Source organism: Desulforhabdus amnigena, assembly GCF_027925305.1.
GTDB lineage: Bacteria > Desulfobacterota > Syntrophobacteria > Syntrophobacterales > Syntrophobacteraceae > Desulforhabdus > Desulforhabdus amnigena.
The window spans coordinates 2,554,108-2,571,505 of sequence record NZ_BSDR01000001.1; the positions used below are offsets into that span (position 1 = coordinate 2,554,108).

Genomic DNA, 17,398 nt, shown 5'->3' on the forward strand with positions numbered 1-17,398 from the left:
CTCCTTTCACAGGCATTCAAATCAAATATTACAAAGGTTTTCCCTGAGAACCGATTTCCTGATCAAAAGGCTTGAAGGGTTCACCGCCCCCTCTGAAAAATTTGCTGAAAAACTCGTAGTACTCGAGGCGCACGGTCTGAATGGAGACGACCAGTCCTTCCAGAAGAATGATGATGACATTTCCCATCATTACCACCAGCCAGTAGGAGATTCCCGTTCCCTTTTCATGAGCGACAGCATCCGCGATGGAAAAGACTGCAGCGAAGAGAGCGGCATGCGAGAGGGCGAAGGCCGCGATGCGGATAAAAGAAACGGTATTGGCCACAAAGCGAATGAGATCGTCGAAGAGTTCCACGATGGATTCCAACAACTCGGTCCCAAAGCCCGCCTGACGAGAGAGACGCGAGGGATGCTCTTTCCTGAATATCAGGCGGTAGAGGGGGCGATGAAGAATCATGATGGTCATAAGCACCGCGCCCGCCCATCCCAAAAAGTTCAGCTCGCCCGGCGCCACCCGCCCCAAAAGCAGATATTTCATGAACAACCCCGCAAATACCCAGTAAAAAAGAGCTCCCGCCAGACCGCTTGCACTGAGCAGGTTTTCGTATTCTTTCAGCCTCAAGGCATTGACCAGATTCAATATCAATCCGAGACTCACCAGAGCAACCCCGAATGAAAGAGTCACTTTGATCAGGTACGGGATGTTCTCCGCCGGGCGCATCCACAGGGCGGGAATAAGGCCCTCCAGGCCAAAAACGGTTCCGTACAAAAAACCGAAAAGGGTTGCGCTGACCCCGGCCTCCATGAGGATGATTCCATAATCTATGTACCTGTAAAAACGTCGAAAAACAAGATAACCCAAAAGAAAGAGAACCCCACCCTGCCCCACGTCCCCAAACATCATGCCGAACATGAGGAGGAAGGTCAGAGCGAAGAATACGGTGGGTTCGACCTCCCGGTAACGGGGTGTTCCGTAAAGGCTCGTGAGCTTTTCAAAAGGGCTGATGAGCATCGGATTGTTGAAAAGGATCGGTATCTTCACAATTCCTTCCCTCACCTCCCTCAAGTCTTCGGGGTCCACTCTTTCAATAATGACCTGCCCATCGGTAATTCTCTTGAGCTCCTTTTCAAGATCTGAAAAGAGACGGTTGGGTATCCAACCCGTAATCAGGTAGCTCTTGTCTATTTTTCCAAAGAAGCGACGGGCGGAAAGGACCTGCCGGGCCGAAATGATCCTTTCACGCAGCATCAAAAGCTCTGCCCCGAACTTGCGCTGGAACGACACCTTTTGTTCCGCAAGGCTGTGCTCCTTCGCCTCCAGGTCCCTGATGCCGGATTCGATGTTCGAGATCATTTCCGCAACGGTTCCTGGAACCCGGACTGGAGCTTCGATGGGTTCAAAAAGAGCTCCTTTGAGCGCTCTCTCAAAAATCTGCCAGTCTTTTTTCAGGCCAAAGGCCAGAATGACGGCGCGTTCCTGCAGCGTGCCCATTTCAATGAATGCATGATGCACCTGCGAGAGGCTTTCTTCAAGCTTTTCAAGCCCCCGAACCGGCAGCAACCCGATAGCCCAACTCACGTAATGACGATTGGAAAGGCGCGAAAAATCCAGATCTCCCGGCAGAAGTTTCAATCTTTCAAGAAGGGCTTTATCTTCCCTGAGCCTCTTTCCAACGGCAACCAGATCACCCAGAACGGATTCCGATTCACTCTTTATGGTGCCGAGATACTCTTTGGCCCTGAAAATTTCCTTTTCCGGTATGACCGCTTCCTCAAGGGCCACCGTTTCCAAAGGGACCTGGAGAACCCTCAGCAAATCTTCCACCGTCTTGAAAAGCTCATCGAATTCGTTGACAAGACCGGCATCCGTTTCAGCGACATATCCCAAATGCCCGAGGTGAGTCTCGTCGATTCTTATGAGATGCAGCAGCTTGAACCTAGCAAGAGTGCCCGTAGCCGCTGATATGAACTGTTCCGGGACTTGAATCGTGATCCTGACCAGCTTTTCGGACTTAAACACGGACGATCCCCTTCACCGGCAGGCCAATGAGACCGAGAAGCCTCTCCGGCGATGCGCCAACGCCTGCGGCGGATATGAGGCTTTCCAGGGACATGACCTCGATTTCTTTCAGGAACAAGTAAGAAACCTGCAATCTTATTTGGAAAGGATCTTCATGGAAGATCTTATAAAGCTCATGGATAAACCATTTTTCGAAAACATATCGGATCTCTGGCCACTTCTCAACCGCACCGAGAGATTCCCGGTAGGGATTTGGCAATGCAGCCAGGAACGACGGCAGATCGCTGGTTCTGGCCAGGCGGCCCAAGTCCCTGAGGCCCAGCCTTCTGCCTCCGGACAAAATGTAATTGATGGTTTCCTCCGGAGAAAGATCATAGAAGTGACGAAACCTGACCAACCAGCATAAATTCACCCAATCGATCATCTCCCCTGTCAGCCTTTCAACGCCCCTGCGATCCACCCCTTTGAGCAACTTCAAGCCTGCCGGAATGCTTTCGAACACTGCCGTATCTATCGAAATTTCCAAAGGGAAGAGGCTCCCCCGAGCCTTGAATTGGGGCATGGCATGAAGCAGCGGGGCATAAAAGATTGTCGGCTTCAGAAGTCGGAAAGCATCCGTGATTTCCCGCGCCGACAGAAGGGCCTCGATGGGTAGGGTCGATAGTCGTCCCATTCCGTAGAGCAACGATTTGATTTCATCAGGAAACCTTCCCTGCCAGATCCCTCGCAGGATCGTTTTCAGATTTTCGGCTTCATAGCGGAGCAGAAGATTCCGCAACAGGAGAGATCCATTGGCGGGCACTGCCTTCAGGAGCTTCGCGTAGTCCTTGAAGAGTTCGCCGTAAAGAACCAGAATGAGGCCCCTGGTATCAGACGGCACATCAGAAAAGGAGGAGAGGACCTCACCATAGTCCGTCCCCTTCAAATACCTGAAAATATCTTCCAGGCTTCGCATCCTCAGGAGATAATGCCAGTCGTCGGCATTCAGGAGCTTTCCCTTCATTGCCCGCGTCTTGGCCTGAGCAAAGGAATATCTGACGATCCGCCCAATCAAAAGCCCGTCACCTTTCGAAGGAGAATGGAAATGAGTTCATCCCAAACGGCGTTTTTCCTTTCGCGTATCCCCTTGAGATAATGGTCCGTTGCCTCATTGATTTCCAAAGCTTTCGCTCGGGCTTCCGACACTGTCTTTTGAAGCTCAGCACTCAATGCCTCGGCAAACTCTTTTTCCCTCAAGGCAAGCATCTCCTCGGCTTTCCGCTGAGCGCGAGCTCTTATTTCCCGGGCTTCTTCCCTGGCAGCTTCTACCCTTTCACAAGCATTTTCATCCGCTTGCACAATCTTTTCTATCTCGGTTTTCATAAAAGTTTCTCTATCTACGGACACCTGCGTAATCTGTGAATAGACAAAGGGTGGTGAACGGTTGCCTCAAGAAAAGATACTATTCGGAAGAAAATGCTGCATTTATACTGTAAAGGATTGAGATCAAAATTTTTCTTCATTTTATGGATTCCTGGGAACGCAAGCGCCCTCGCCCGCAGAAGGCGGCCGAGACGGCCGCGCTCTCAGGGTCTCAATTTCATATATTCGAAATCATTTTGCTATTGGTCCTCATCTTCAGCTTCATCCCCTTCGTCAATGTTCTGATCGTCAGGAGAAATTTCTTCGTCCCCTCCCTGTTGGTCCTCCTCGTTTGAAATCGACTGACCTTCCGGAGGACGAGGGGGGACCAAGTTGGGGTTGAGCGGCTGGGGGGGAAGTTGCTGAGGGATTTGGTTTGCGGGATTGCCGCCTTGCATCACACCTGGGCGAGCGTCCTGGGGAGCGGCATTCTCTTGGGGGGATCCTTGCGCCGGAACGCCCGGCCGCTCATTCACCGGGATTGAGGCGGGAACAGGGGGAGGCGGGGGAACAACCTTTCCTTCTGCAAAAAGGCTGATTTCTTCATGAACGCCATCTTTTTCCAGTATAATGCTTTTGGTCCCTATTTTAATGACCTTATAGTCTCCGACCTGCCCCCCTTCTTGAACCGCCGAATAGGGAGATCCCCCCTTTTTCTTGGAATCGGCTCCGGAAGCCGCGCCTTTGAAACGTATGATCGCTTTCTTGGTATTTCCATAGACGATGATGCCATCCAATTGAATCGCTTTGATGGAAACTCCAGGCCCCTTTTTCTGCGGTGCCGCTTCCACGGATTCCGGCGATGGGGGCTTGCGATCCGGGGCAAAGAGATTCTTCTCCACCATGGGAGTGGCACAGAAGCCTTCGGACACCATGGTCAGAAGGATTAAAATTCCGGCGAATAAAAGAGCGAAACGTTCACCCCTTTTCATATTTTTCCTCCAAAAATTTATGCAACAGATAGCTGTCATTTTAGAAGCAAACATATCCTTTTTCATACAATTTTGGCAACTCTGCATTTGCGGTGTTCTCAGGGTGTTTTTCGGATAAAAATCTTGTTTTGGAAGGGGAAGACGACAATTGGAAATATCCGGAGAGACACTCGTACCGAGGATCACTCATGCCCCAAGGCAAGAAGTTTACTTTTATAATGAGATTTGTTAATCATGTGTGGCTAAAGTCACTCTTTTTTATAATGGAGTTCGTATGCCCGAACCGATGACGTTGCTTGCTTTGTTTCAAAAAGAATTCGCTCTGCAGGACGAACAGGTCAAGCAGTTGCAAAGTTCATATTTCATGCAAGGCATTTCTCTCATGGATGCCTTCGAACAGATCTCCATTACCGATGAAAATCGGGTACTCCATGTTCTGGCCGACCATCTCCAGCTTCCGCTTCTGGAACGTGAAGATTATCCTGAAAAACCGGTTCTCCTCGAAGGGGTTTCCATGTTCTTCCTTAGGAAACACAGTATACTGCCCATCCAGGTGGAAAGTGGACGGGTGCGTGTCGTGGTGAACAACCCCTTGAATCTTCCGGTTTTGAATATCCTCGGAAACTACTTTGCAGGGATGGAGCTCAATTTGTGCCTTGGACAGAGGGAAGAAATACGCACGGCCATCGACCGTCTTTACGGAACCGCTGCACGCGAAGCCGAGGCTCTCTCGAGAACCGGAGAGGGAGGTCTTCTCAATGGCGACGCATTCGAAGAGGATCTCGAACACTTGAAAGGACTGGCACAGGAAGCTCCCATCGTCAGGCTGGTCAACATCCTCATTTCAAGGGCGCTCGACATGCGGGCATCGGATATCCACTTCGAACCCTTTGAGCACTCTTTCCAGGTTCGTTCCCGGGTGGATGGCGTCTTGTTCGATCTGGACCAGCCTCCAAAAACCATGCAGGCTGCCATCATCAGTCGTTTGAAACTCATGGCCAATCTCAACATCGCAGAACGGCGGCTTCCCCAGGACGGGAAGATCAAGCTGAAATTCGGCAACCGTGATGTGGACATTCGAGTTTCAACCGTTCCCACCATTTACGGAGAAAGTATCGTATTGAGGCTTCTCGCCCAGGAAGCGGTGGATTATAATTTGGCTTCCGTAGGCATGGACCCACAACAGTTGAGCGTTCTGGAAGAGTTGATCGAGCGGCCCTTCGGCATGATCCTGGTCACCGGCCCCACCGGTTCGGGAAAAACGACCACTCTTTACGGCGTTCTCCGAAAACTGAACAATATCACGCGCAAGATCATCACCGTCGAAGACCCTGTGGAATATCAAATCAACGGCATCAACCAGATTCAGGTGAAACCGCAGATCGACCTCACCTTTGCCAATGCACTGAGGTCTCTGGTCCGCCAGGACCCCGACGTCCTGCTCATCGGGGAAATTCGTGACAAGGAAACGGCGGACATCGCCATTGAATCCGCTCTTACGGGCCACCTTGTCCTTTCCACGCTCCACACCAATGATGCCCCCGGCGCCATTACTCGTATGCGGGACCTGGGTATAGAATCCTTCCTGATGGCGGATTCCCTTCTGGCCATCCTGGCGCAGAGACTGGTGCGCGTTTTGTGTCCTCACTGCAAAGAAGCCTACCCGGCGCGGGAAGTGGACATGGTTCGAATGCGACAGGTCATTCCCGACCTTCCTGCATCCGTTACCCTCTATCAGAACAAGGGCTGCGAAAAATGCGGATACACTGGATTCAGAGGACGTCAGGGCATCTTTGAAGTACTCCGTGTGAGCGAGACCATCCGTTCTGCCATTGTGGCGGAAAAATCGGCAGGAGATATTTCCCAGATAGCTTTTAAAGAGTCCTACCGGCCCCTCCTTCACCACGGCTACAGGAAAGTCATCGAAGGAATCACAACGATGTCCGAGGTCCTCCGGGTCACCAGTCTCTCTTTGACGGAATGATCGCATCCCGAGAGAAACGAAAAGCCTTTGCATGCGCTAAATTCGATTGGGAAAGAATCCCGACCTGCGCTTTCATGCTTCGTTGTGACCGCTCCGTTCGTGGGAGATAGTAGTATATGGGTTATTTTCAGTATCAGGCAAAAGACGGCCAGGGTGAAACTCACCGCGGCGTCATGGAAGCCATGTCCGAACAGGATGCGGCGAGGAAGCTCAAATCGGGAAGACTTTATCCTGTCAAGATCAAGGCGGTCAAAAGCGGGAGGGGGCGCCGCGTTCCGGAAGAGCATATCATTCGCTTTTTCTATGATCTCTCGGATCTCTTGTCCGCAGGACTTCCTGTGGACCGCGCTCTCGCTCTCATCAGCACCAATCAGACTCATAAAGTCTTCCAGCGAGTTGTGAAAGATCTTCTTGAAGAAGTTCAGGGAGGAAGCGACCTTTCGGGAGCCATCGGCAAGTGTCGAGACATTTTTGGAGATCTCTCGGATCACATGGTGCGGGCGGGAGAAGCCAGCGGTACGTTGGGCCCCATTCTCAAAAGGCTGGCTCAATACCTGGAGCAGCGCCGCAGTTTCAGGCAGAGCCTTGTATCCTCCATGATTTACCCTGCCATATTGTTTTCCACCAGCATGCTTTCCATGGTTGTGCTGCTTGTCTACGTCATTCCAAAGTTTGCCCAGATTTTCCACGACCTGAACCAAAAAGTACCCTTTCTGACGGAGCTGCTTCTTCAGGCAGGAGTTTTACTCAAGGAATACGGGTGGGTGATCCCTCTGCTCATCGGAATCGCCTTTTTTGGAGGACGCTATCTTTACAGGCAGCCCAAGGTTCGCAGAAAGATGGATGAAATACTCTTTCGCTTTCCCTTCACACGCTATTTCATTCTGCACAGTGAACTCACGCGATTTTGCCGGACCCTCGGCACCATGCTCCAATCCGGAGTCCCCCTGCTGAGGGCGCTGAGCCTTGGACAGGAACTGCTGTTCAACACGGTGCTCAAAGATGCGCTTTCTTCCCTCCACAGAGAAATCAAAGTGGGGCATTCTATGAGCAATTTCTTCCGAGCCCAGCAAGCTTTCCCAACCCGGATGGGTACCATGCTGCGGATTGCCGAAGAGCAGGGGAATCTGGGCGAGGGGCTTATCGGACTGGGAGATCACTTTGAAAAAGAACTGCAGCGGAGCCTTCAGCGGTTGATGAGCCTCCTGGAACCGGTCGTCATCCTCGCCACGGGGCTTGTCATCGGTGTAATGGTGCTCAGCATGTTCACCGCGATTTTCGGGATCAACGAAATTCAGTTCTAATCACATAGAAGAAAAGATATTTTATATTCTATGCTTACAGTCAAGCCATCTCATCGGGCCCTCAGTACGCAAGCCGCAATGAGGTTCAAAGCCACCGGAAGTCCAAGGGGGTTCACCCTGATGGAACTCATGCTGGTCCTCATAATCCTCACTCTGACCATCGGCATGGTGATCCCAAGAATCGGAGCGGGATGGAAACGTATGGAAGACCGGGAGTTTTTGCAGGAGGTTACCCAGACACTCAAACGCGCGAGGCTCCAGGCCATGAACTCGGGCGAAATTTCTGTCTTCCGAATCCGGGGATCCGAGAAACTCTATGGCCTGGAGGTTCCTCCGTCTCAGCCGATTCCAGAAAATGTGGACCTCTTTGCAGACCACCTGGAACAGGACCCTGCAACAGGAGATCATGTGATTCTTTTTTTTCCGGACGGCAGTATCACAGGAAGCGACCTGGAAATCATCTTTGACCGGCAGCGCACCTTTCGGATTTCCATTCACCCCCTTTTCGGGACGGTCCGCTTGTCCAGAGCGGGGTCTCCCTAGATCATGAATATGCAATCTATCCTCCGCAGTAAAAGTGAAGGCTTCACTCTGCTGGAAGTCATGGTAGGACTTATTGTGGGAACCATCATTGCCGGAGGGGTCATGGGACTCATTTCGGTATCGTTGCAATATAAACAAAGGCTTAAAGAAAAAAGCCGGATTCAGCCGGTTCTCGAAGCGGTTGCCCAGGAAATCCTTGCAAACCCTCAAAGTGCAGCCAAAGGCAACTTTATCCTGAATGTACCGACGGGCTCCCCCCCTGTCGACCTGGCCATTGTCAAGGCAGAGGAAAGCGAAAAAAGCGGATCGAATCGATTGAATGAACTCTACCGCGTTTTCTTGAAATGCAATGGGCAAATCCTTGAGTTCAGCTTGATCATTCCCCAGTCGCAGCTGCAATGAGGCCGAAATGGATTTTCTTGAGGCGTAAAAAATGATCGTTACAAAAGAGAAGAGGAGCAGTTTCGATAACAATTACACTTCCGGCTCCAGGTGCAGACAAGAAGAGCGCGGCAAGGAGACCGGCTTTACGCTGCTCGAACTGGTGCTTGCCACCCTGATCGCTTCTTTGGTGATCGGGATTCTCTCCGTAGCCTTGACCTTCTCACTTCGAGTTTGGGAAAGAGAGCAAAACAGGGAAACAAGCGAAGCCCCAAGCATGGTAGAACTTCTCAAATGGCAACTGGCCTGCATAGATCTCGTCGATATTCGTTCCGAGGGCGAGTCGCACCCCCTGTTTCAGGGAGAAGAGAATTCCATCGCCTTTGCGACTGATTTTTCGGTCAAGGCTCTTTCCAAGGGGGCCCCCGTCGTCGTTCGCTATGTGTACAGTCCAGGTGAAAAAAAACTTTATTATGCTGAAATTCCGCTGGATCCCTATCATCCCGAGCCCATCGAAGCATTCCTTAACATGGAACCTTCAGGAGGAGGCAAGCAATGGCCCGTCTTTTATTCCGTTGAAATGACGCATTTCGAACTCAAGTATGAAAAAGCCGAAGAGCAGGACGCGAACTCTCGTCCAGCCAATAGCAACATCCCCGATATCATCGAAATTACGTGGATGGGGGAAAAAGATTCCGTCTCTTTCATATCCCGTGTCAGACCCAACTCTTTTTTCCCGAAGACAACCCGTCAGGACGGATTGGAAGATTCTTCATCTTTTGAATGAAAAACATCACGATGTTCATGATGAGACACAATGAAAAAATGATAGACGGTACAAGAAAAACGCCTGAGAGACGCATGGACCGAAAGCGGGAAAAAGGGGTCGTGCTCATTTCCGTTTTGTGGATCTGCGCCCTCATCATGTGGTTCGCCCTCCAGATCGGAGTCGAAACCAGGCTCCAGGGCGACGAGGAAGTCCATATGTTGCGCAGGTCCCAGGCGTTCTATCTCGCAGTGGGGGGGTGCTATGAAGCCTTGGCGCATATGGGTTCGGCTCTCTCTCTAGGCTTCGACGCCCCGCCGGAATCGAACTGGCAGCCCAATGGACAGCCTCATGTCATTGACTATCAAACGGGGCAGGCCCTCGTCATTGTCGAATCGGAAAATCTAAAGGTCAATGTGAATAAGGCCAGCCAAGAACAGCTCAAAACCGTTCTTGAAAAGGCCGGCATGCAAGAAGATGCCGCCAATGAAATGGCCGATCGCATCCGGGATTTTATAGACCAAGATGATATCCCCGGTTTAAAAGGTGCAGAAAAAGACCGCTACGAAGATATGGGGCTGCCTTATCAACCCTTCAACGGACCGTTGACCAGCCTCGACCAGATGCTCCTCATACCGGGAATCACACAGCAGCTTTTCTATGGATATGGGATCAAGGGTGACCTTCCGGCCCAGGAGAACGAAGCCGGCATCTATATCCCCCCCTTGTTGCCAAGACCTGATTCTCTGTTTCAGATGCTGACAATTTATGGTAAAAATATTGCTTTACAGGACAACCCCGATACCCAGGAATTTATCAAGGAGCATACCACTTGGGAGAATGGAGGAATTTATCGTATTCTTTCCACCGGAATGACCTCCGGAGGCACTCCCGCAGTCGTCATATGGCTCACCGTTCGTTTTGCTCCAGAAACTGAAGAGGGGTATGAAGTACTATATCGCAAGATCCTCTAGCCTAGAGAATTTTTGAAAGGGAAAAAAACGGGATGCTGAAGGGTTCTATCAAGCATCGAACCAGGGAGCTCGTGGCCGTCTATGTCGAGCCCCGGCGCGTAGAGGTTCTCAGAGCGCATCGACAATGGCGGTCCTGGTTGATCGATTCCACAGAAACGTTCACGGTACCCCAGGATGAGAACTTGTATGAATATTTACAACGTCTCAACTTGCGCCCTAAAGCCAGAAAGGGAGCAGCTCTCCTTCTCTTTTTGCCTCACACCTATTACAATTTCCACCGGGAACACTATCCTTCGACCCTTAAAGATCAGCTGGAAGATGCTCTCAATTTTGACTGGCAGGAAAACATCTTCTACGAACTGGATCGAACAATTCATTTCGCTGCGCCGTCCATACCCGTAGACCACCTGCTCTCCGTTCCCATTTTCTCTCTGCAGAGAGACTTGTACGAAAAGTTCAGCCAGGCGATAGGAGGCGAAGCTTTCGAGAATTTCGCCGTTATGCCCAGCGCCCTTGTTTATGGCTCGATCCTGCCTCCTGCTCCCGAAAATGAAGAAGCTTTGCCTCTTAGGATCGTAGGCCGAATCCTTGATCCTCATCACATGGAAATACATCGATTCTACGAGGGCATCTTTCTGGATTCCGCTGTCATCGCCAGACAGATGTATAACCTCAGGCTTTTCCGGGAGAACCTGCAGTGCATCGAGGCCGGGACCGATAACGCCAACATCCCCATTCAGATCATTTGCGCCGAGGGAGAAAATGACGAAGCCTGTAAGCTGGAATGGGAACGTGAAAATCTGAACATCGAGGTGCATTCATTACAGCATCCTTTCGTGGTGAATTGGGTGAAACATTTGCTCACACAGGACGTGGTGAAGACTTTTGATACCCAATTGCTCCTGAAACCCTGGGAAGTCCCTAAAGTCGCCTGGCCCGTTCTTGCCCTGGTTGCCCTGTTTTCCATCTACGCCGCTTTCCAGGTGTATGCCTACAACAAGCTGCAGCAAGATTCTCTGCGACTCAAACGTCAGATACTGCAGTTGGAAGCGCAATGGAAACCTATCGAGGAACTTCAGACACGCGTCTCAAAGTTCGAGGAAGATCAGAAGACTCTCTCCGAGTTCAACGCCGAAGGTTATCCTCTTTTTGAACTCCTCACCCTTCTCTCGAACGCAACCCCCGATGACACGTGGCTGAATTATTTTTCCTTGCGCAAAGGGCAGATGATGCTGCGTGGAGAGAGCAAATCAGCGATCAAGTATCTTTCAGATCTTTCTAAAATTGAAGGATTTCAAGATGTTAGATTTGCATCCCCTGTAACTCGCAACCCTGCATCCGATGAAGAGCGCTTCAATCTCAACCTCCAGGTGGACCTCGAGAAACTCAGAAAAACGATTGCCGACCTGCAGATAGAGATGGAGGAAGACAAGGCCCTGGAAGAGGGCCCAGCCGATGCAGCGCTGGCAGGCCCTATGGAAGCAGACGAAGCGCCGGGGCAAGAAGTTCCCCTCGACAGCGAGGAAGCCCCTGCAGTTCCGAAAGGTAACTGACATCATGGAATACCGTTTCCCTACCTCAGCAGAATTGAAGAAAAACCGCCTCTCCATAGGCATCGTTGCCGCTACACTGCTGTTCCTTTTGGTGGTTTACTTTCTATGGCTCGATCCCATGGATTCGGAGAAGGCGGACCTCAAAACAAAAGTCAAACAGCAAACCGAGCTTGTCAAAAAATATCAGGAGAAGCTGAATCAGGCGCAAAGCATTAAAGATAATCTGGTAAAAAAAGAAAGTGAGCTCAAGGAGATGCAAAAACGCCTCTATAGGGGCAACGATCCGTATCAACTGGCGGCATCTCTCGGAAACATGCTTTCATCCCACGGGGACTCCAGCAAAAAGCTCGACATAAAAACGTACCAAGTTCTGGCAAGCAAAGAATACGGCCTCTACCAGGAAGTCCATTTGAGGTTCAATTTCATGACCTCCATCGAAGGCCTTCAGTATTTTCTCGAACGCGTCCGAAACTTTGAGACAGCAATGCTTGTTCAAGAAATAAACATCCAGAGGATCCAGCGGAAATCGGGTCCTGATCTTGTGATCAATGTCATTCTTTCGGCTTTGATGGAAAAGAAAGAGAAATCTTGAAATTATGGAATGGGTCCTGCGATTGCGCTCATGTGTCATTAGAGATCATCAAACCATCAAGGTTAAGCAAAGCATAGAAACCAGGAGGGGCTATTTTATGAAGATGCGCCAGACTATTTTATTCATTTTGCTGGCTTTTTTGATTCAAGCCTGTGCCGGCGCCACAAAGATGCCGGCTGACCGATCCAGCAGTTACAAGCCTCCCCTTGCTCCCCCCCCTGTTTCTGAGACGACAGAAATCGGAAGTCAAAAGGAGGATACCAAGGAAGCCGCCAAACGCCCTCCAATGCCCAGTTTGAAGGGTACCATCGAATCCGGGCTCCTCGGATTTTCTCCCCCATCGAAGGGCAAGGAAATCACTTTCCCCGACAAGGACAGACAAAAGATCAGCTTTCTCTTCGAAAAGGTCGAGGTGGCTGAAGTCACCAGCCAGATCTTTGGAGACTACCTCAAGCTGAACTATGTTTTGGACCCTACCCTTCAAGGACGCATCAGTTTCTATCTGGAAGGCGAATATTCCAAAGACGACCTTTTTCAGATGATCACCAGAGCTTACGCAGCCAACAACATTTCCGTTGTCCCTCGAAACGGGGTTTATTATATCCAACCGATCCAAAGAAGTTCGAGCAGCGGTCTGCCCATTGCCAGCGAATTCACCCTGAAGGCGGGGGCCGACGGAGCACAGCCGGTCATTGTCATTTACAGACTGCTCTATATGGATGTCAAACAGGCCATCAATACCATTAAGTTTTTCCTCACCCCAGGCCGCCCCATCACTTCGGACAGTTTGACCAACAGCGTTATCTTCGTTGAAGATTCCGACAACGCGCGAAGCATCGTTGAAATCATCAAGGCCCTGGATATCAATGTGCTTCGGGAAGTGAGCATGGAAATCGTTCCACTCCAGTCCATCGACCCCCAGGAGGCCGTCCAGGGCATGGAAACCTTGATGGGCAAGCTCAATCTCTTCAAAGAGAGCTCCATCAAGAATAACCTGGCATTCATCCCCTTGCAGAGTTTCGGAGGTGTTCTCGTACTGGCTCAGAGTGAAGAGCTTCTCAAGACCGCAAAATACTGGCTGACCGCTCTGGATGTGCATACCCAGGAAAGCGGTGAGCAGATCTTTGTATACTTCGTCAAAAATGGTCTTGCCGTAGATCTGGCCAATATTTTGACCCAAGCTTATGGATTGCAGGCACCGGCAGGAACAGGGAGAGGACTCGAGCAGCAGATCGTACGATCAGGTGGAGCGTTCGGTTCAGCATCTACTAGACGACCTTTCGGCAGTTCATCCACCAGTGGAACAGGTTTTGGCAGCAGCTCATCGGGTTCTTCATTTTCGAGGAGCACCGGTTCATCGACATTGTCCTCTTCAGGAAGTTCTTTTGGCGGCTCCACCTCTTCATCAGCCTTCGGCAACCAACAATCCTCCTCTCAGCGGTCTTCAACCGGAAGCGGGGGCACCATTAGAAATACAGGAGCGCGGACATTTGTCTCTCAAGGTCAATCCCTGAGCACAGCTCTCACTGGAGAGGTGACGATCATTCCCGACGAGGTCAACAACGCCATTGTGGTCCGAGGGAATGCAGCCGATTACGCCAAGATCAAAAAGACGATAGAGACTCTGGACATTATGCCCAGGGCCGTTTTGATCGAGGTCATGATAGCGGAAATCACACTGGACAAGGGCCTCGAGTACGGCGTGGAATGGTTTTTCAGAGACATCGGCATGGATATTGCCGGGAAATCCGGCCAGTTCACGGCAGCCCATGGGTTAGCGGATGCGAGTACATTGGCATCGGCCGCATCCGGCGGACTCACCCTTTTCTGGGGAAGCATCGACGAGAAGATTGCTGCCCTCATCAACCTTCTCGCCAAAAAGACGGATGTCAATGTCCTTTCTTCACCCACTCTTCTCGCAACCGACAATCAGGAAGCATCCATTCAGGTGGGTGGTAGAGAGCCGGTTCCCACCGGTTCTTACAGCACAGGGGTATCGACCACCACAGATACCACTGCGTTCACAACCATTGAATACGAAGAAACGGGTGTTATTCTCAACGTCACTCCGCATATAAACGCCGGAGGACTGGTGCGCCTGGAGGTGGAGCAGACTGTTCGAAGAGTAGATGACACATCCGTCATTGTCGGAGCGAACAATACCGCACCGCGATTTACGGAACGAAACATCAAGACGACAATTCTTTCTCAAAATGGATCGACTGTCGTGATCGGTGGGATCATCGAACAAGCGGACAACATAACTCAATCGGGGATTCCTTTCCTGCAAGACGTTCCCATCATTTCTCCCCTCTTTTCAAACAAGTCCAAAACGCGAAAGCGCACAGAACTGATCATTGCCATCACCCCACATGTGGTGGACCACCGCGAACTTGGGGGCGCCAACCGTGAATTCCTGGAGCAACTCAAGAGACTTCGCAAGCAGATTGAAGGATAAATATACTCAGAGAGGATGAGGTCATGACTTAGAGCCTATCCGAAAACCTACCTCGGCAGCGCCCCCCCTTAGTCCCCCCTCGAAGGGGGAATTGAAGGGGGGTGTCACAAAGTCCAAGGAGGCCGGACAGGTTCTTTTGACGCCCCCGAGTGGCTTCCAGCTGCAATAGAAATAGCCGGATCCCAAGAAATCGTGGCTGGAAGCTACTCCTACGAAAGTCAAGGTTTCAACCGTTCGCAGTATAATGAGGATGAACGGTATTGCCCGGCTTTCGGACAGCAGCAAATCAGGAAAGCCTGTTGAGAAGTTCGGCAAAGTCTGAAGCAAGCGGAGCAGTGAAGGAAAGAGGAGCATGAGACAAGGGATGTTCAAATGCCAGATGCCAGGCATGCAACATTTGGCGATCTATCTGCAGGAATAATTGTTGTAGGGTTTTGTCTTTCAGGGATCGCGCCCGCCGTTTTCCCCCGCCGTATGTTTCATCCCCCACAACAGGATGCCCCGAATGGCTGAGATGAACTCTGATCTGGTGCGTCCGCCCTGTTTGGATTGTGACACGAAGAAGAGCAACTTCATCCCAGGCTTTTTCAACCGACCACAGCGAAACAGCTTCACGCCCTTTTTTCACGGACACGGCCATTTTTTTCCTATCGACCGGGTGGCGGTCCAGTTGTGTTCTGATTTCCCCTCCACCTTCTCGCGGTCGTCCATAAACCAGCGCCAGATACTCTTTATGGACCCTGTGTTCTTTGAACTGCTGAATCAAATTCAGGTAAGCCCGTTCACTTTTGGCCGCAACCAGCGCGCCTGAAGTGTTCTGATCCAGGCGATGGACAATGCCAGGCCGTTGAGGAGCCCCCTGCATAGCCAGGCGGGAACAATGCGCAAGCAGTCCGTGGACCAGCGTACCCTCTTCATGCCCCGCACCTGGATGCACCACAACGCCTGGTGCCTTATTTACCACAATGATATCTTCATCTTCATACAGGATTTCAAGAGGCATGGGCTCAGGAACCAACTGCTCCTGAGCCTTCAGGACGGGCAGCCAGACGACGATCTTGTCACCGTAACGGAGTTCATACCCCGGTTTCACACGCTGCTCATTTACCAGGACCAGACCATCCTGAATGAGCTTCTTGAAACGGCTTCGCGAATGTTCCGAGCAATGCTCACTCAAAAAGATATCCAGTCGCTGATTCAATTCATCACGAACAACAAAGGAGCATTCTGGGTCTCCTTGTGTTTCAATTTCTAGTGCACTCAACGAAAGCATACCTTCTTTATTAGCATATCATGCGAAAAATGTTGCCGGATGTGTTTGCCGGATGTGTTCATTAAAGAGCCAAGGGGCTTTCCCCAAGGATTGTTTGCCTTCCGACGGATTTCCTTAACCCCACATCGCCGCTCATTATCTTAACTGAGGTCCGCTCAGAAGGCTGGAGGCACAAGATCAATGTTGCTGCCGGCTATGATCTCCGTCCTTGAGGGTCGTAAAAATCAGTCGCCCAGCGGTGGTCTGCAGAATGCTCGTCACTGAAACATCTACCTCTTTACCAAGATGCCGGCTGGCATTTTCCACCACCACCATGGTTCCATCTTCAAGATAAGCTATTCCCTGGCCGTGTTCTTTGCCCTCCTTGAGAATCTGCAGGCGGAGTATTTCGCCTGGCAAAACCACAGGTTTTAGAGCATTAGCCAGCTGATTGATGTTAAGAACTCGAATTCCCTGAACCTCTGCTACCTTCGACAGGTTGTAATCATTGGTAACGATTTTTGCGTTCAAACGGAGCGCAAGAGCCACCAATTTTGCATCGACTTCGTTCAGATTATCGAAGTCCTGACGGTCAATGCGGATTTCAACCATATTTTCCTGCTGCAGGCGTTTGATAATATCCAACCCCCGTCTTCCACGAACACGCCGTGTCGGGTCGGGACTATCCGCGATATGCTGAAGTTCCTGCAGCACAAACTCAGGTATCACCAGGACACCTCCCATAAAACCCGTTTCAACTATGTCTGCGATGCGGCCATCGATGATCACACTGGTATCCAATATTTTTATGACCTGATTGCTTCGATTCATCCCACGCATGAGCCAGGACCAATTGGGAATACGTATTTCTTCTATTTTAATGCTTCCCAAAACCATACCGATGTAACCAAAAATGCAAGTCAAAACGACATAAATGGATACACTGAGCGTATTGTTTTGCAGTCCTGCAAAACCAAAACCTATGAGTTTAGCCACAAAAAGCCCTGATACAAGGCCGATGGTCCCACCGAAAATGATTTTGAGAGGAAGGTGCTTGATGATTTTCTCAACGGATAAGGCCAACAACGCAAAAAAGATTCCGACCATCAACCCGGCCCAGGGAGCCCAAGAAAAATGCTTCAAGCCCTCCATTTGGTCGGCAATAAAATAACCTCCTACACTACATACGACAAAAAGAAGTATTTTTAGTACAAGCCAAGCCCATCTCAACCCCATCA

The 17,398-nt window shown here is 50.7% G+C and carries 15 protein-coding genes; 9 read left to right on the forward strand and 6 right to left on the reverse strand.

Annotated elements, in window-relative coordinates; all coding sequences use genetic code 11:
* Positions 1-28: 28 nt before the first annotated feature.
* The 4 genes from QMG16_RS10890 to QMG16_RS10905 form a co-directional block, all read right to left on the reverse strand.
* Positions 29-2,020, reverse strand: a complete 1,992-nt coding sequence (locus tag QMG16_RS10890; protein ID WP_281794167.1) for a V-type ATP synthase subunit I — start codon at positions 2,018-2,020, stop codon at positions 29-31.
* On the reverse strand, positions 2,013-3,074 hold the full coding sequence (locus QMG16_RS10895) for a V-type ATPase subunit (protein WP_281794168.1): 1,062 nt from the start codon (positions 3,072-3,074) through the stop codon (positions 2,013-2,015). Before QMG16_RS10895 ends, QMG16_RS10890 begins: the two co-directional genes overlap by 8 nt.
* Complete coding sequence (locus tag QMG16_RS10900) at positions 3,071-3,382, reverse strand: hypothetical protein (RefSeq protein WP_281794169.1); 312 nt, start codon at positions 3,380-3,382, stop codon at positions 3,071-3,073. The genes QMG16_RS10895 and QMG16_RS10900 overlap by 4 nt, the downstream gene beginning before the upstream one ends.
* A 239-nt stretch (positions 3,383-3,621) precedes the next feature.
* Positions 3,622-4,353, reverse strand: a complete 732-nt coding sequence (locus QMG16_RS10905) for a hypothetical protein (protein ID WP_281794170.1) — start codon at positions 4,351-4,353, stop codon at positions 3,622-3,624.
* A gap of 274 nt (positions 4,354-4,627) precedes the next feature.
* Here QMG16_RS10905 and QMG16_RS10910 point away from each other — a divergent pair, with 274 nt between their 5' ends.
* The 9 genes from QMG16_RS10910 to gspD all read left to right on the forward strand — a co-directional run bounded on the left by QMG16_RS10910 (position 4,628) and on the right by gspD (position 14,908).
* Entirely contained in the window at positions 4,628-6,337 is a 1,710-nt protein-coding gene (locus QMG16_RS10910) for a GspE/PulE family protein (protein WP_281794171.1), read from the forward strand.
* A 116-nt stretch (positions 6,338-6,453) separates the two neighbouring features.
* Positions 6,454-7,641 carry a type II secretion system F family protein gene (locus QMG16_RS10915; RefSeq protein ID WP_281794172.1) on the forward strand — a complete coding sequence of 396 codons (1,188 nt, stop codon included), beginning with the start codon at positions 6,454-6,456 and terminating at the stop codon, positions 7,639-7,641.
* A gap of 78 nt (positions 7,642-7,719) precedes the next feature.
* Positions 7,720-8,184 carry a prepilin-type N-terminal cleavage/methylation domain-containing protein gene (locus tag QMG16_RS10920; protein ID WP_281797071.1) on the forward strand — a complete coding sequence of 155 codons (465 nt, stop codon included), beginning with the start codon at positions 7,720-7,722 and terminating at the stop codon, positions 8,182-8,184.
* Positions 8,185-8,187: 3 nt separating this feature from the next.
* Entirely contained in the window at positions 8,188-8,586 is a 399-nt protein-coding gene (locus tag QMG16_RS10925; protein WP_281794173.1) for a type IV pilus modification PilV family protein, read from the forward strand.
* A gap of 31 nt (positions 8,587-8,617) precedes the next feature.
* The gene (locus tag QMG16_RS10930) at positions 8,618-9,352 is read left to right on the forward strand and encodes a PulJ/GspJ family protein (protein WP_281794174.1); all 735 of its coding nucleotides are present in this window, start codon (positions 8,618-8,620) and stop codon (positions 9,350-9,352) included.
* Positions 9,353-9,390: 38 nt separating this feature from the next.
* Positions 9,391-10,305 (forward strand): type II secretion system minor pseudopilin, encoded by a 915-nt coding sequence (locus QMG16_RS10935; protein ID WP_281794175.1) that lies wholly within the window; start codon positions 9,391-9,393, stop codon positions 10,303-10,305.
* Between the two features lie 32 nt (positions 10,306-10,337).
* Positions 10,338-11,858, forward strand: a complete 1,521-nt coding sequence (locus tag QMG16_RS10940) for a PilN domain-containing protein (protein WP_281794176.1) — start codon at positions 10,338-10,340, stop codon at positions 11,856-11,858.
* A gap of 4 nt (positions 11,859-11,862) precedes the next feature.
* Positions 11,863-12,450: a GspMb/PilO family protein gene (locus QMG16_RS10945; protein ID WP_281794177.1), complete on the forward strand. Its 588-nt coding sequence runs from the start codon at positions 11,863-11,865 to the stop codon at positions 12,448-12,450.
* A gap of 97 nt (positions 12,451-12,547) precedes the next feature.
* Positions 12,548-14,908 (forward strand): type II secretion system secretin GspD, encoded by a 2,361-nt coding sequence (gene gspD, locus QMG16_RS10950; RefSeq protein WP_281794178.1) that lies wholly within the window; start codon positions 12,548-12,550, stop codon positions 14,906-14,908.
* Positions 14,909-15,194: 286 nt separating this feature from the next.
* Here gspD and QMG16_RS10955 read toward each other — a convergent pair whose 3' ends face one another.
* Complete coding sequence (locus tag QMG16_RS10955; RefSeq protein ID WP_281794179.1) at positions 15,195-16,172, reverse strand: RluA family pseudouridine synthase; 978 nt, start codon at positions 16,170-16,172, stop codon at positions 15,195-15,197.
* 186 nt (positions 16,173-16,358) lie between these two features.
* Complete coding sequence (locus QMG16_RS10960; protein ID WP_507769824.1) at positions 16,359-17,396, reverse strand: PIN/TRAM domain-containing protein; 1,038 nt, start codon at positions 17,394-17,396, stop codon at positions 16,359-16,361.
* Positions 17,397-17,398: the final 2 nt, after the last annotated feature.